9 protein-coding genes are annotated in these 14,455 nt (G+C 68.5%); 5 read left to right on the top strand and 4 right to left on the bottom strand.

The features are described from left to right. Positions 1–23 precede the first annotated feature (23 nt). Together U7114_RS11015 and U7114_RS11010 are read right to left on the bottom strand one after the other, a co-directional pair. Positions 24–1,016 carry a M56 family metallopeptidase gene (locus U7114_RS11015; RefSeq protein WP_157238482.1) on the bottom strand — a complete coding sequence of 331 codons (993 nt, stop codon included), beginning with the start codon at positions 1,014–1,016 and terminating at the stop codon, positions 24–26. A 6-nt stretch (positions 1,017–1,022) separates the two neighbouring features. Then, positions 1,023–1,409, bottom strand: a complete 387-nt coding sequence (locus tag U7114_RS11010; protein WP_157238481.1) for a BlaI/MecI/CopY family transcriptional regulator — start codon at positions 1,407–1,409, stop codon at positions 1,023–1,025. Between the two features lie 271 nt (positions 1,410–1,680). Here U7114_RS11010 and U7114_RS11005 point away from each other — a divergent pair, with 271 nt between their 5' ends. From U7114_RS11005 to cydD, 3 genes are read left to right on the top strand one after another with little or no spacing between them, the layout of a single operon-like run. Further along, positions 1,681–3,285 carry a cytochrome ubiquinol oxidase subunit I gene (locus tag U7114_RS11005; protein ID WP_323057418.1) on the top strand — a complete coding sequence of 535 codons (1,605 nt, stop codon included), beginning with the start codon at positions 1,681–1,683 and terminating at the stop codon, positions 3,283–3,285. Positions 3,286–3,311: 26 nt separating this feature from the next. After that, the gene (cydB, locus tag U7114_RS11000; protein ID WP_323057371.1) at positions 3,312–4,361 is read left to right on the top strand and encodes a cytochrome d ubiquinol oxidase subunit II; all 1,050 of its coding nucleotides are present in this window, start codon (positions 3,312–3,314) and stop codon (positions 4,359–4,361) included. 1 nt (position 4,362) lies between these two features. After that, positions 4,363–7,860, top strand: coding sequence for a thiol reductant ABC exporter subunit CydD (cydD, locus tag U7114_RS10995; protein WP_323057370.1), 3,498 nt, complete (start codon positions 4,363–4,365; stop codon positions 7,858–7,860). On the opposite strand, the gene U7114_RS10990 is transcribed toward cydD, so the two are convergent. Then, on the bottom strand, positions 7,842–8,360 hold the full coding sequence (locus U7114_RS10990) for a DinB family protein (RefSeq protein WP_104997551.1): 519 nt from the start codon (positions 8,358–8,360) through the stop codon (positions 7,842–7,844). The two genes, cydD and U7114_RS10990, sit on opposite strands and share 19 nt — an antisense overlap. 19 nt (positions 8,361–8,379) lie before the next feature. Next, on the bottom strand, positions 8,380–10,899 hold the full coding sequence (locus U7114_RS10985) for a DNA topoisomerase IV subunit A (RefSeq protein WP_321215955.1): 2,520 nt from the start codon (positions 10,897–10,899) through the stop codon (positions 8,380–8,382). A gap of 88 nt (positions 10,900–10,987) precedes the next feature. Here U7114_RS10985 and U7114_RS10980 point away from each other — a divergent pair, with 88 nt between their 5' ends. Together U7114_RS10980 and U7114_RS10975 are read left to right on the top strand one after the other, a co-directional pair. Continuing rightward, the gene (locus tag U7114_RS10980) at positions 10,988–13,672 is read left to right on the top strand and encodes a GNAT family N-acetyltransferase (protein WP_323057368.1); all 2,685 of its coding nucleotides are present in this window, start codon (positions 10,988–10,990) and stop codon (positions 13,670–13,672) included. A 42-nt stretch (positions 13,673–13,714) separates the two neighbouring features. Next, positions 13,715–14,455, top strand: coding sequence for a DUF5998 family protein (locus U7114_RS10975; protein WP_157238476.1), 741 nt, complete (start codon positions 13,715–13,717; stop codon positions 14,453–14,455).

Here is a 14,455-nt window from a genome sequence, read left to right as displayed (position 1 = left end):
CGCCGGAGGTACGACGCCGCGGCTCAGCCCGGCAGCCCTGGTACCACCAGCAGGGCGGTGGGCAGCGCCAGCAGCAGTACGGATCCGGCCATCACCATGTTCCGGACCGGAGCCGGCAGCTCAGGCTGGGGTGAGAGCAGCCTGCTGACCCTGGTGGCCGTGGTGCGGGCCGGGTCCGGGCCGGGCGTGCCGGCGGCCGCCTCGAGCCCGGACAGCGCCAGGCTGGAAGCTGAGGGGCGGAGTTCCGCTCCTCCGGTGTTCCCGGCCGATCCGCTGGCCACGATGGCGATGGCCTTGATCAGCGTGGCCTTGCTCTCGGTTTTGAGCGCGACGTCGTCGGCCAGCATTTCGATCAGCGAATTCACCGACTCCTGGGCCAGGCGGGTGGTGGGCAGCCACGGCAGTGCTTGCCGCCACGCGGCAAAAGCCCACAGCAGCAGGTGGTGCCGTTGGTTCAGGTGGGCGTTCTCATGGATCAGTACCGCCCGGAGTTCAGCCGGTTCAAGGGCCGCCATCAGGCCATCCGAGAGGACCGTCACCGAGCGGGCGCCGCCGGGAAGGCAGTAGGCCACGGGGGAGTCATGGCTGATAACGAGCGTTCCCGTTCCTTCACCGGACGGTGAGGCCAGGAGGGCCAGCAGTTCGCGGTGCCGCCGGCGCTGGCGCTCGATCTTGTAGTAGGTCAGCAACAGTGTGAACACCAGGTGGGCGGTGAGCAGGGCGGCAGCGGACAGGGCGAAGATGTGCCAGAACCCCAAAGCCGTGGTGGGGGCATTGAAGAGCACCATTCCGGCCAGTGCCCGAAGCCCCGCAATCAGGTTGTCGCCGATCGGCTCCAGGCCGTAGACCAGCATGGCGCCGATCATCGACAGCCCGCCGGCCAGGGCGATCGCCTGCCACAGGATCATGGCAGTGAACGGCGAGCGGGCAGGCCACTTCGCCCGCGAGAGGAGGATAGGCACCGGCCACGCCAGGACTATCGCAAGGACCGCCAGCAGGTATGAGGCCCAGAACATGGTGCGTTACAGGTGGCCAAGCAGTTTGCGCAGCGTCTCGGCCTCGCCCTCGGAAACGGACCCAATGAAGCGTGCCAGCACGGCCTCGCGGTCCGGCGCCGACCCCAGCACTTCATGCATCAGCTCAGCGGTGTGGTCCGCACGGCTGGACACTGCCTGGTACCGGTGCGGGCGGGTGCCGCGTTCGCGCTCCACCAGGCCCTTCTTTTCCAGCCGGGACAGCACGGTAAGAACGGTGGTCACGGCAAGTTCCTTGCCTTCATGGGCTGCCGTGCCGTCCTGTCCGGCCGACGTCTGCGCCAGCCGGTCCCGCAGGGTATTAGCGGTGGCTGCTCCCTGGCCCGCCCAGAGCAGATCCATCACTGCCCGTTCCAGTTCACCAAGACTAGCCATTGCACTTTTCCTTTGTTCCCCGCGCCACCGCGTCGAAGCGGCGGTGGCTGCATGCTTTGCTTCAACTACAAGTTCTAATTTACCCGGTTTTCACAAGACTTTCTACGTTGGGTAGAACACTTCGCCTGCCCCCTCCCTTGCCTGCGGCTCCAGGGGAGTGGAAGCTGGTTTTTACACCGCTGCCGACGTTGTTCTACACTCGGTAGAAGTTCAGTTCTACAAAACGTAGAAGATCTGCATTTCGCTGACACGAGGGACCGCCTTGGACGCTATGGACGCGCTGGAAATCGCACGCTGGCAATTCGGCATCACCACCGTTTACCACTTCATGATGGTTCCGCTGACCATCGGCCTTGGCCTGGTCGTGGCCGTCATCCAGACCGCCTGGCACCGCACGGGCAACCCCGAATACCTACGGATGACCAAGTTCTGGGGCAAGCTGTTCCTCATCAACTTCATCATGGGCGTGGCCACCGGCATCGTCCAGGAGTTCCAGTTCGGCATGGCCTGGAGCGAATACAGCCGGTTCGTGGGCGATGTTTTCGGCGCGCCGCTGGCACTGGAGGCGCTCCTCGCCTTCTTCGTGGAATCCACGTTCCTGGGCTTGTGGATCTTCGGCTGGAAACAGCTCAAGCCGGGCATCCACCTGGCCTGCCTGTGGATTGCCGTCATCGGTTCCGTCTTCTCCGCCTACTTCATCATCGTGGCCAACAGCTGGATGCAGCACCCGGTGGGTGTGGAGATGATCGACGGCCGGCCCGTCATGACTGACGCCTGGGCCGTCTTCACCAACAACACCGCCCTCGTTGCAGTGCCCCACACGCTGTTCGGCGCACTGGCGGTGGCGGGCGGCTTCCTCCTCGGCATCGCCTGGTACCACCTGTGGCGGAGGCGGCGCGACGGCGTCGACACCGTGGGCGCCGACGGCAAGGTGGTCCCCGGCGAAGCAGCGGACATCCCCGGCCGTGACCTGAACGACCACAAGGTCTGGCTCCGGTCCCTGCGCATCGGCGCCGTGGTTGCCATGATTTCCTTCGCCGGCACAGCCCTCACCGGCGACCTCCAGGGCAAGCTGATGTTCGAGCAGCAGCCCATGAAGATGGCCGCGGCGGAAGCTGCCTGCCACGACGGCACCGGCTTCTCGGTCCTCAGCATCGGCAACATCGGCTCGCAGAACTGTGACGACATCGTGGCGCTGATCGAGGTTCCGGGCATCCTCTCCTACCTGGCCAAGGGGGACTTCACCACCGAAGTCCAGGGGGTCAACACCCTGCTGCCCGAATACCAGGAGAAGTACGGCACGAACCTGCCGGACAACCCGATCTACGGGGAACGCGCCGGGCAGGAGATCGACTACCTGCCGGTCATGGAGGTGACCTACTGGGGCTTCCGCATGATGATCGGCTTCGGCGGGCTTGCCGCCCTGGCAGGGCTGGTGGCGCTGTGGATCACCCGGAAGGGAACCGTTCCAGAGTCCCCGTGGCTCATGCGGCTGGCGGTCTTCGGCATCCTGGCCCCGTTCGGTGCCAATGCTGCCGGCTGGATCTTCACGGAAATGGGACGCCAGCCTTTTGTGGTGGCCCCCAATCCCGACCCCAGCGGCATCGACCAGGTGTTCATGTTCACCGCCGCCGCGGTTTCGCCGGGGGTGTCGGCGGGAGAGTTGCTGGCATCACTGGTAACGCTGACGGCGGTGTACGCGGTCCTGCTGGTGGTTGAGGTCAAGCTGCTGGTCAAGTACATCCGGGGCGGAGTAGTTTCCGCCATGCCGGAACTGGCGCACGCACCCGTGGACGAGAACGAGGACGCCACCCCGGGACCGGGCGGCCCAGGCGGCGGGAAACCCGCCGACGACGTCCTGGCCTTCGCCTACTAGCCCGTACCAAGCAGAGGAAACACAGAATGGAACTGCTCCCGACCATCTGGTTCATCGCCATCGCCGTGCTGTGGACCGGGTACCTCTTCCTTGAGGGCTTCGATCTCGGCGTCGGAATGCTCATGAAGCTTTTCGCCCGCAACAACACCGAACGCCGGGTACTGCTCAACACCATCGGCCCGGTCTGGGACGGCAACGAGGTCTGGCTCCTGACCGCCGGCGGCGCCACCTTCGCTGCCTTCCCGCTCTGGTATGCCTCCCTGTTTTCGGCCCTTTACCTGCCGCTCCTGGTGGTGCTCGTTGCCCTGATCTTCCGCGCGGTGGCCTTCGAATACCGCGGCAAGGTGGACACCGAAGAGTGGCGTGCCCGCTGGGACTGGGCCATCGCCCTCGGTTCCTTCTTCGCCGCTTTCGGAGTGGGCGCCGCGCTGGCCCTCACCACCACCGGGCTTCCCCTGAATGCGAACGGCGACCGTGAGGGCGGTCCGCTGGCCTGGTTCAGCGGCTACGCCGTGCTGGGCGGGCTCGCCGTAGCGGGTTTCTCACTGCTGCATGCGCTGGCCTTCCTGGCCCTGAAGACCGACGGCGACGTCCGGCACCGGGCCCGCCAGTGGTTCGTGCGGCTGCTGCCGGTGCTGTTGCTGCCCATCGCCGCGTGGGCCCTCAGCATCCAGTTCCTCGACGGCAAGCCGTGGACCTGGGCCCTGGTCATCCTCGCCGTTGCCGCGGCGGCCGCAGCCTGGGTCCTGGCCCGCAAGGCAGCCGAAGGCAAGGCCTTCCTGGCCCTGGGCGCCTTCCTGGTACTCGGAACCGCGTCCATCTTCGCCGCAGTATTCCCCGTGGTGCTGCCCTCCACCCTGGACAGCGCCTTTGACCTGACCATTTCAAACGCTTCCTCCTCGGATTACACTCTTGGCCTTATGAGTGTCGTGGCCGCCTTCGGCCTCCCCCTGGTCATCGCCTACCAGGCCTGGACCTACTGGGTCTTCCGGCGGCGTGTCAGCGCGGCGCATATCCCGGAGGCGCACAGCTTCCTGCCGGCCATCGCCGCCAGGGCCTTCACCACGAAGGGCTGACATGCGGCCAAGTTTCCCGCCCGGTCCCGCCACCCGCTCCGCCCTCTACCTCCTGGGACTGCTGGCTGCGCTCAAGGCGTTGTCCCTGGTGCTCATGGGCCAGGCGGTGGCATCAGCCCTCGCCGGAATGGTGGCGGGGGACCCTGGCTGGGCCGGCGAGATTCCCCTGGGACTGGCCGGCGCGGTCCTGCGGTCCCTGACGGTCTGGGGACAAGCCGTTGCATCCCGCCGGGCCGCCCTTGGCATCAAGGAGGAGCTCCGCGCGGGGCTCCTTGAACGGGCTCTGCGCAACGGCGTAAGGGAGACCGGACCGGCCGACGGCGGACTCGCCGTTTTGGCAACCCGCGGCCTGGACGCCCTGGACAACTACTACACCCAGTTCCTGCCCGCGCTGGTGAACTGCGCCACGATTCCGCTGCTGCTGGGAGCGCGGATCCTTTTCGCCGACTGGCTCAGCGCAGTGGTGATTGTCCTGACGGTGCCGCTCGTGCCGTTGTTCATGGTGCTGATCGGCCGGTATACCGAGGACAGCGTCCGCGAGGCGCAGGCCTCCCTCGCAAGGCTCTCCGCCCACATGCTGGAGCTCGCCAAAGGCCTGCCCGTCCTGGTGGGACTCGGCCGGGCCACGGCGCAGCGCAAGGCGCTGGAGGAGATCTCGGAGGAATACCGCGCCCGCACCATGGGAACCCTGCGCACGGCCTTCCTGTCGGCCCTGGCGCTGGAACTGATCGCAACCATCTCCGTCGCTGTGGTGGCGGTGTTCATCGGTGTCCGCCTGGTGCACGGCGACATGCCGCTCGAAGCAGGCCTGCTTGCCCTGATCCTGGCGCCGGACTGCTATCTTCCGCTGCGGGAACTGGGCACCGCCCACCACGCCAGCGACGACGGCCGGGTTGCCCTCGCCGCAGCCGCCGCTGTCACGGATGCTCCCGAGCCCCGCCCGCTTCCTGCAGCCAAGGCAGGAAGGCCCGGGGCGCCGGTCACCGTCATGGACCTTGCCGTGAGCTACGGCGGAAGGTCAGGGCCCGCCGTCGGCCCGCTCACCTTCTCGGCACCCCAAGGCAGGATCACCGCCCTGGACGGCGCCAGCGGTGCAGGAAAGAGCACGGTCCTCGGCGTCCTGGCCGGGACCATTGGCGACGGCGCCGGCACCACGGTAACCGGCACGGTCCAGGGCCTGGACCGGACCGCCCTGGCCTGGGTGCCGCAGCACCCCGCGATGCTCGCGGAAACCGTCCTGGATGAGGTGGTGCTCTACGTTTCCGGGGACATCCCTGGCGCCCGCGGCCATGCAGGCGCGGAAGCCGCCGCACGCGCCTGCCTGGACCGCGCTGCCGCCGGCCACCTGGCCCAACAGCACCCGGCGGAACTGAGCCCGGGCGAGCTGCGGAGGGTCGCCCTGGCCCGGGGGCTGGCGAAGATCGAGGCCGGAGCCACCGTCCTGCTGCTCGACGAGCCCACCGCGCACCTGGACGACGCCTCGGCGATGGCCGTCGAGGAGGCCATCAGGAAGCTCCGGGGCCGGGTGACGGTGATCCTGGTGGCACACAATGAACGCACCCGCAGCCTCGCGGACCACGTGGTGGCCGTGGGAGGGCCGGGCCGGACAGTCCCCGCCGCGGCGCACCCGGCGGATGCATTCCAGGCACAACCTGCTACCGCGGCCGGCTCCGCCGCCGGCGAAACGGCCGACGACTCAGCCGGCACGGCTGCCGGCGCCACAATCCCCGCCGCGCCCGAACCAGCAGACAGCCGCGCCACCGCCCGGCTGCTCGCAGTGCTCCTTGCGCCGGTGCGCGGCAAGTTCGCGGCCGCCGCGGTGGTGGGCACGCTGGCCGCAGTCTTCGCCGTGGCGCTGTCCGGCCTGTCCGGCTGGCTGATCATCCGGGCCAGCGGGCAGCCGCCCATCCTGTACCTGCTGACCGCCATCGTGGGGGTGCGGTTCTTCGGCATCGGGCGGGCGTTGCTCCGTTACTGGGAACGGCTCCTCCTGCATGATGCGGTGTTTGCCGCCCTCACCCGGCTCCGCGGACAGCTGTGGGAGTCGCTGAGCCGCAGGGCGCTCGCACTCCGCCGCCTGCTCCAGGGCGGCAACGTCCTGGGATCGGTGATTGACGACGTCGATACCGTCCGCGACCTCCTGCCCCGCGTTGTGCTGCCGCCCGTTACCGCCCTAGCCGTCTCCGCGCTGGCGCTGGCCACTACCGGCCTGCTGGTGCCGGCCGCGCTGCCGGCCGTCCTGGCCGCCGCCGCGGCCAGCCTGTTCATGGCGCCGGCCGTGGCATTGTGGGCTGACCGGAAATCTGCCAGCGCCGAACAGGTTCTGAGGTCCGGAGTGCTGCGGCGCATTTCCGCAGCCCTTGATGCCAGGGCCGAGCTGCACGCCAACGGCGTTGCCTTCGCTGTCCTTGCAGGACTGCGGGCGCAGGACCGCAATGCGACCCGGGCGTCCCGGCGCTCGGCCTGGGCGGACGGACTGGGCCACGCCATCACCACCGCTTCGTGCTGCGCCGCGGCTTTCGCTGCCGCCTTGCTGGCGGCTCCCGCGGTGTTCGAGGGCCGCCTCGAGCCCGCCACTGCGGCGGTGGTGGTGCTGCTGCTCCTCGCGCTCGTGGAACCTTACGCGGCGATGACGACGGCGGTACGCCAGTTCCCGGCGCTCCGGACGGTCATGCGGCGCGTCGCCGCCTCGGGCGCGCTGGACCGCGCCGCCCCCGATTCCGTGGGCAGCGCTGCGGACGGCCTGCAGGAGGTGCCGCCCCGGCACAACTGTGCTCCCGGCGTCGAACTCGAAAACCTTGCCGCGGCCTGGCCGGGCGGTGCGCCGGTGTTTGCCGGGCTGGACGCGGTTGCGGAACCGGGGCGTTGGCTGGCAGTCACCGGGCCCTCGGGCTCCGGAAAGTCCACCCTGCTCTCGGTCCTGCTGGGCTTCCTTCCGGCCGCCGCGGGGACTGCCCGGGTGACCGGCCGGGCCGCGTGGTGCCCGCAGGAGGCCCACCTCTTTGACTCGACCATCCGCGGCAACCTGCTGCTGGGCAAGCGTTCCTCCGGGGACCGGGCTGCCGGCGGCGACGCCGAACTTCGGGATGTGCTTGCGTCCGTTGGGCTGTCCGGCCTGGTGGAGGGGCTGCCGGCGGGCCTGGACACCCGGATCGGTCCCGGCGGTGCGTTCCTGAGCGGAGGGGAGCGCCAGCGCCTGGCGGTGGCCCGCACGCTGATGACGGGCGCGGAGGTGATCCTGTTGGACGAGCCGACGGCCCACCTGGATGCGGAATCGGCACAGGACATGCTGGCGGACCTGCGCGCGGGGCTGCGGAACCGCACTGTGGTGCTGGTGACCCACAACCCCGCTGACATCGCCCCCGGCGACGCCCGCCTGGTGCTGGCCGCCGGGTCAGGGAACACAGGACGCGCACCCGCGCCTGCGTATGCCCGGACCCGTGCCTCGACGGCGTATGCGCTTACCGCGGCAGAGGGGGATCAGCCGTCCACGTCGTGAAGGTGATGGACGACGTCGTGCAGGAAGTACTGGGCGAGGGTCAGGACGGTGAATTCAGAACCGTTGCTGCGCAGCCCTTTCCGTCCCCACTCAGCTTCGCGGACGCCGGCAAAGGACTCCGCCACCTGCTTGCCCTCTGCGGCCAGTTCAGCGCTCACCACGGCGGGATCGGCGTTGGCGTAGTCCTTGTCCAGCGCTGTCCGGTCCTGGTCCCAGTTCTCGAACCGGGCGTCGTCCGAATCCAGCATGAGGTTCAGCCTCTGGTCAAAGAGGCTGAAGACGTCCCGGACGTGGCAGGCGTACTCCAGCGCCGACCAGGTGTGCTCGTTCGGGCGCTCGGCGGCGTCCGGCCTGCGCAGGACGGCCCGCCAGCGGGGGAGCATGTTTTCGATGGTCCCGGGGACCGTTGACGGCGTGACCGTGGAAGCGTCAAAAGAGCATTCCGGGCAGGGACGGGTCAGGACCCAGGTCCAGTCCTTCTCATCAGGAACGATAGGCATGGAAGCAGTCTAGGCTGGATCAGGCAGTCTGGGCGGGATCAGGCCAGGCCATGGCGGGACCCACCACATCCACCGGCTGGGAGAGCGGGACTCCGGATCCGTCACGCCGGCCATGCTCCTGCGGCAGGGACCTGGCGACCCCGGCTGCCGAGGACGCCTTGGCCGGGCCGTGGCCTGCCCAGGCGAGCAGCAGCGTGTCCTCGCCCTTCAGGAAGCGGTGGGCCCGCACTCCGGCCGTCGCACGCCCCTTCACCGGATACTCGGAGAACGCGGTCACCTTGGCTGTGCCGGGGGCGGTGCCGGGAAGCGCGCCGGTGGTTCCCGCGATGGTCACCACAACGGCGGCCTCGTCCTTGGGCTGGATGGCGCCGAAGTACAGTACACGGTCCCCGGACGCCAGCTTGATGCCTGCCATGCCGCCGGCCGTACGGCCCTGCGGCCGCACGCTTGCGGCACCAAACTTCAGCAGCTGCGCCTGGCTGGTCAGGAACACCAGCTCGGCATCATCGGCTCCCGCAGGCACCACGTTGACCACAAAGTCCTTGTCCTTCAGGGAAATGACGTCCCAGTCTTCCCGGTTCAGCGGATAGTCCGGCTGCACCCGCTTCACCACTCCCTGGGCAGTGCCAATGGCCAGCACTTCGTCCAGCGGGACGAACGCCACCAGGGTCTCCCCCTTCAGGAGGGTCAGGAAATCCTTGGCGGGAACCCCGCCGGCGAGGTTCGGCAGGCCCGAGACCGGGGGCAGGACCGGCATGTCCATCACCTGGAGGCGCAGCATGCGCCCCTGTGAGGTGACCGCAGCGATTTCGCCCCGCGCCGAGGTCTTGACCACGGACGTGTATACATCGTGCTTGGCCCGGGGGCCGGCCTCCGCCAGCGGCTCCTGGTTGCTGGTGCGGGCCACCTGCCCGGACGCGGTCAGGATTGCCCAGCAGGGGTCGTCGGCGATTTCCAGGGCCAGCGGCGCGGCCTTGCCCTTCTTTCCCGCGGCCAGGGCGAGGTCGGCGGCAACGGTGGGGGCCACAGCCTCTGATTCCAGCAGGACAGTCCGCCGCGGCGTGCCGTGCTCTTCGGCGATGGCGCCCAGTTCGTCGGACACCAGCGTGCGCAGCCGTTCCTCTGAGCCCAGGATGGCCTCCAGCTCCGCGATCTCGCGGCGGAGCTCGTCCTGTTCCTTCTCGAGCTCGATCCGGGAGTACTTGGTCAGCTGGCGGAGGCGCAGTTCCAGGATGTAGTTCGCCTGGATTTCCGTGAGGTCGTAGATGGACATCAGCCGGGCCCGGGCGGCGGCGGCCTCATCCGAGGACCGGATGATCTGGATGACTTCGTCGATGTCCACAATGGCGATGAGGAGGCCCTCCACCAGGTGGAGGCGGTCCTTTTTCTTTCCCAGCCGGAAGACGGTCCGGCGGCGCACCACGTCGATCCGGTGGTTCACGTAGACGGTGAGCAGCTGCACCAGGCCCAGGGTCTGCGGCTGCCCGTCCACCAGGGTGACATTGTTGATGCCGAAGGAGTCCTCCATCGGCGAGTAGCGGTAGAGCTGCTGGAGGACGGCGTTGGGGTTGAAGCCGTTCTTCAGTTCGATGACCAGCCGCAGGCCGTGCTTCCGGTCCGTCAGGTCGACGATGTCGCTGATGCCGGTCAGCTTCTTGGCATTGACGGCGTCCTTGATCTTCTCGATGACCTTCTCCGGGCCCACCATGTAGGGGAGCTCGGTGACCACCAGGCCGGTCCGCCGCGCGGAAAGCTGCTCGATCTCCACCTTGGCCCGGGTCTTGAAGGACCCTCGCCCGGTGGCGTAGGCGTCGCGGATGCCGTCCAGGCCCACGATGCGCCCGCCGCTGGGCAGGTCCGGGCCGGGCACGAAGCGCATGATGTCATCCAGCGTCGCGTCCGGGTTGGCAATCAGGTGCCGCGCGGCCGCGATGACCTCCACGAGGTTGTGCGGGGCCATGTTGGTGGCCATGCCGACGGCGATGCCGGTGGCACCGTTGACCAGCAGGTTGGGGAACGCTGCCGGCAGGACGTCCGGCTGGGTCAGCTGGTTGTCGTAGTTGGGGACAAAGTCCACCACGTCTTCATCGAGGTGGTCGGTGAGGGTGAGGGCGGCGGCGGCCAGCCGTGCCTCCGTATACCGCGGAGCCGCAGGGCCGTCGTCGAGCGAGCCGAAGTTGCCGTGCCCGTCAATGAGGGGCAGCCGCAGCGAGAAGTCCTGCGCCATGCGCACCATGGCGTCGTAGATGGCGGTATCGCCGTGCGGGTGCAGCTTTCCCATGACCTCGCCCACCACGCGGGCGCTCTTCACGTGGCCGCGGTCGGGGCGCAGGCCCATATCGCTCATCATGTAGAGGATGCGGCGCTGCACCGGCTTGAGCCCGTCGCGGGCGTCGGGAAGGGCCCGCGAGTAAATCACCGAATACGCGTACTCCAGGAAGGACCCCTCCATTTCGGAGGTGACATCGATGTCCACGATGTTCTCCGTGTAGGGGGTGCTGTCTTCCACGGTGGGGGCTGGGCTTTGGCGGCGGGCCATGGGTGGGTAAATCCTTCTGGAGTGCTGTGCAAACGGTTTATTGTGCGCGAGCGGCGGTGCTGCGGGAGTTTTTGGCTAGGCTAAGCCTATGGTGGATCAGCCCGTGGACGGCGAATATCCGGAACATTGGGAAGCCGATGTCGTCCTGCGCGACGGCGGAACCGCGCATCTGCGGCCAATCCATCCCTCGGATGCGGACGCCGTCCAGGCATTCCACATGGGACAGTCGCAGAATTCAATCTACATGCGCTTCTTCGCGTTCAAGGCCAGGCTCTCCAGCAAGGAGCTCAAGCGGTTCACCGAGGTGGATTACCGGGACCGGGTGGCGTTCGTCATCACCATCGGCGGTGAAATCGTCGGCATCGGCCGGTATGACCGGCTCGACGACCCCGCCGAGGCGGAAGTGGCGTTCAACATCGCGGACGCCCACCAGGGGAGGGGCATTGGTTCCATCCTGCTGGAACACCTTGCCGCCGCCGCCCACGAAAACGGCATCCGCCGCTTCAGCGCCGAAGTGCTGCCGGAGAACCGCAAGATGCTGATGGTCTTTTCCGATGCCGGGTATGACGTCAAACGGCATTTTGACGACGGCGTCGTGAGCCTGGAGTTCAACATCGACCCCACCGAGAGGTCCCGGGCGGTGATGGAATCCCGTGAGCACCGCGCAGAGGCGAGGAGCGTCCGCGACCTGCTGACGCCGTCGTCCGTTGCCGTCATCGGTGCCAGCCGAAAATGGGGGACCGTGGGGTACCAGCTGCTGGAGCACATCATCGAGGGCGGCTTCCGCGGCAGCGTGTACGCCATCAACCCCGAGGCGCTGGAACTGGCGGGCATGATGTCCTTCGGCAGGCTCTCCGAAGTCCCCGAGCCCGTCCAGCTTGCGGTGGTGGCCGTCCCCTACGAGGAAGTCGCCGCCGTCGTGGCCGACTGCGCCGCGGCCGGGGTGAAGGGACTGGTGGTTGCTTCGGCAGGCTTCGCGGACGACGGCGAACGCGGCCTCGCGAGGCAGCGGGACCTCGTGCGGCAGGCCCGGGCCAACGGCATGCGGGTGATAGGACCGGCGTCCCTGGGAATTGTGAACACCCACCCCGACGTGTCGTTGAACGCTTCCATGGCGCCCGCGATGCCGCTGCGGGGCAGCCTGGGGCTGTTCTCCCAGTCGGCCGCCATCGGCGTCTCGCTCTATGCCGCCTCCAGCAGGCGCCGGCTGGGCCTGTCCACCTTCCTCTCCGCCGGCAACCGCGCCGATGTTTCCGGCAACGACATGATGCAGTACTGGGAGGACGACGCCGACACCTCGGCAGTCGGCCTGTACCTGGAATCCATCGGCAACCCGCGCAAGTTCTCCCGGCTGGCCCGCCGGCTGGCGCGCATCAAGCCGGTGATCGTGGCCAAGTCCGACGCCATGGGGCTGCGCCTGCCGCCCGGGCACGCCGTCCGCACCACCCAGGCGCCGGCGGGCGCCTTGGACGCCATGCTGCGCCAGTCCGGCGTCATCCGGGTGGAAACCATAGAGCAGCTGGTGGATGTTGCCCAGGTCGTCTCCGGCCAGCCGCTCCCGGCCGGGCCCGGCCTTGCCATCTTCAGCAACTCCCAGGCGCTGGGCAAGGTGGTGGCAGACAGTGCCGCCTCGCACGGCCTGGGCATTGGCCAGGTAGTGGCCGGGGTGGACCTCGACGCCGGCCAGTCGGTGGCCCTTCCCGCCCTGCGTTCGGCCCTGCTCGCGGCGCTGGAGTCGGACGCCGTCCACGCAGCCGTCGCTGCCCTGCTTCCGGCCCGCGGGCTCACCGTGGACAGCATCGCCGAGGTGCTGGCCGAATGCTCCGTGAAGTCCGGAAAGCCCGTGGTGGCCGCGTTCACGGGGATCCTGGATCCCTCTGTCTACGTTGAGGGGATGGTGGGGGCCGGGGAGCGCGCCGTGCCCTGCTTTTCCAACCCCGGCGCCGCCGTGGCAGCGCTCGCGGCCGTGGTGCGGTATGCCGAGTGGGTCTCCCGCGACCATGGACACTTCGTTGAACCCGAAGGCTGCGATCCCCAGGCCGCCCGGGCAGAACTCGAGGCCCACCTCCGCGACGTAAAAGGCGAGCAGCTCAAACGGCTGGACCCGGCGGCCACGCGTTCCCTCCTGGGCCACTACGGCATCACCGTACTGCCCTCTGCCGGTTTTGACAGCCCCGACGAGGCGGTGGAGGCCGCGGAGGCCCTCGGCTGGCCGGTAGCGCTGAAAACCACCGACCCCTCGCTGCGCCACCGGCTGGACCTCGGGGGAGTGCGGCTGGACATCCAGGACGCCGAGTCCCTGCGCCTGAACGTGCTGCAGATGCGCCGCATCCTGTCCCGTTACGGCGACCCCGCCCTGGAGGTGCAGACCATGGCGCCCGTTGGCCAGGCCTGCACGTTCCGGGCCATCGAAGACCCGCTCCTGGGGCCGGTCATCTCCTTCGGCCTGGCGGGCGACGCCGTCAACCTGCTGGACGACTGGGCCCACCGGGTGCCGCCCCTGTCCGCGGCGGACGTGCACGATTTCATCCGCGGACCGCGGGCGGCCCGGAAGCTGTTCGGCTACCAGGGCCTGCCCGCAGTGGACGTCGCCGCACTCGAGGACCTTGCCGGCAGGCTCGCGTGGCTGAAGGACAGCCACCCCGAGATCGCGCTGCTGGAATTCAATCCGGTGCTTTGCGGCGCCTCCGGGGCGGTTATCCTGGCGGCGGACGTCCGGATCGGCAACGCGGCCCAGCGCACGGACAGCGCCCGCCGGGCCATGCTCGGCTGACGCGGTTAGCAATGTGACCGGCCCATCTGTGAAAATGGGGGAATGAGCTCACAGCCTCCCGCGTCGGCGCCCGAAACGCCCGGCAATGAAAACCAGGCAGTCCGCCACAGCTCACATAACCACGGTGCCCAGGGCCAAAGCCTGGACGGCGCACTGCAGAAGGCCGGTTTCTACCCGCGCCTTGTTGCCGACGTGGTGGACGACGCCCTGGACGGCCGCGACTGTGTTGCCCACCTGGTGCACCTGGAAACCCACTTTGACCGGGCCGAGGTCCGGCGCCACATCACCGTTCTGGTGCTGACCGCGGACATGCTGGTAATTACCCACGTGGACGACCAGCAGCTGGACGAGGCCGGTGAACAGATCGTGGCCCAGATCTCCACGGAATCCGTCCCCGTGGCGCAGATCCGCTCCGTGGTGCTCAGCTACATGTACGCCCAGCCGCAGAACTATAAGCCATCGGATCCCGTGCGCGAGGTGACGCTGTCCATCGCCTGGTCCGGCGGCCAGCGGCTGGACATGGGCCCTGCCAGCTGCGGGGATCCCCAGTGCGAAGCCGACCACGGCTACAGCGGCACCATTGCGCAGGAAGACATCGTCCTCCGGATCAGCGCTGAGGCTGACGGGCTGCAGGCAGTCCAGGACGCCAAGTTGTTTGCCCGCGCGCTGCGCGCGGTCAACACGGGCTCCGCCGCCCCGGTGCCGCACATCCAGTCCCTCCCTCCGCGTCCGCGTCCGGGCGTGTTCGGCAACCGGCTGAGCCGCGGGCACCAGCAGCGCTGA

It is taken from the genome of Pseudarthrobacter sp. C1 (assembly GCF_034720455.1).
In the GTDB taxonomy this organism is placed as follows: domain Bacteria; phylum Actinomycetota; class Actinomycetes; order Actinomycetales; family Micrococcaceae; genus Arthrobacter.
The sequence above is the reverse complement of the archived record's forward strand: the minus strand, read 5'-3'. Positions and strand labels throughout refer to the sequence as shown.

Excerpts from the sequence above, each read along its gene's own strand:
- U7114_RS10985 (WP_321215955.1), bottom strand. The coding sequence starts at position 10,899 with ATGGCCCGCCGCCAAAGCCCAGCCCCCACCGTGGAAGACAGCACCCCC.
- U7114_RS10990 (WP_104997551.1), bottom strand. The coding sequence starts at position 8,360 with ATGCCTATCGTTCCTGATGAGAAGGACTGGACCTGGGTCCTGACCCGT.
- U7114_RS11010 (WP_157238481.1), bottom strand. The coding sequence starts at position 1,409 with ATGGCTAGTCTTGGTGAACTGGAACGGGCAGTGATGGATCTGCTCTGG.
- cydB (WP_323057371.1), top strand. The coding sequence starts at position 3,312 with ATGGAACTGCTCCCGACCATCTGGTTCATCGCCATCGCCGTGCTGTGG.
- U7114_RS11015 (WP_157238482.1), bottom strand. The coding sequence starts at position 1,016 with ATGTTCTGGGCCTCATACCTGCTGGCGGTCCTTGCGATAGTCCTGGCG.
- U7114_RS10975 (WP_157238476.1), top strand. The coding sequence starts at position 13,715 with ATGAGCTCACAGCCTCCCGCGTCGGCGCCCGAAACGCCCGGCAATGAA.
- U7114_RS10980 (WP_323057368.1), top strand. The coding sequence starts at position 10,988 with ATGGTGGATCAGCCCGTGGACGGCGAATATCCGGAACATTGGGAAGCC.
- cydD (WP_323057370.1), top strand. The coding sequence starts at position 4,363 with ATGCGGCCAAGTTTCCCGCCCGGTCCCGCCACCCGCTCCGCCCTCTAC.
- U7114_RS11005 (WP_323057418.1), top strand. The coding sequence starts at position 1,681 with ATGGACGCGCTGGAAATCGCACGCTGGCAATTCGGCATCACCACCGTT.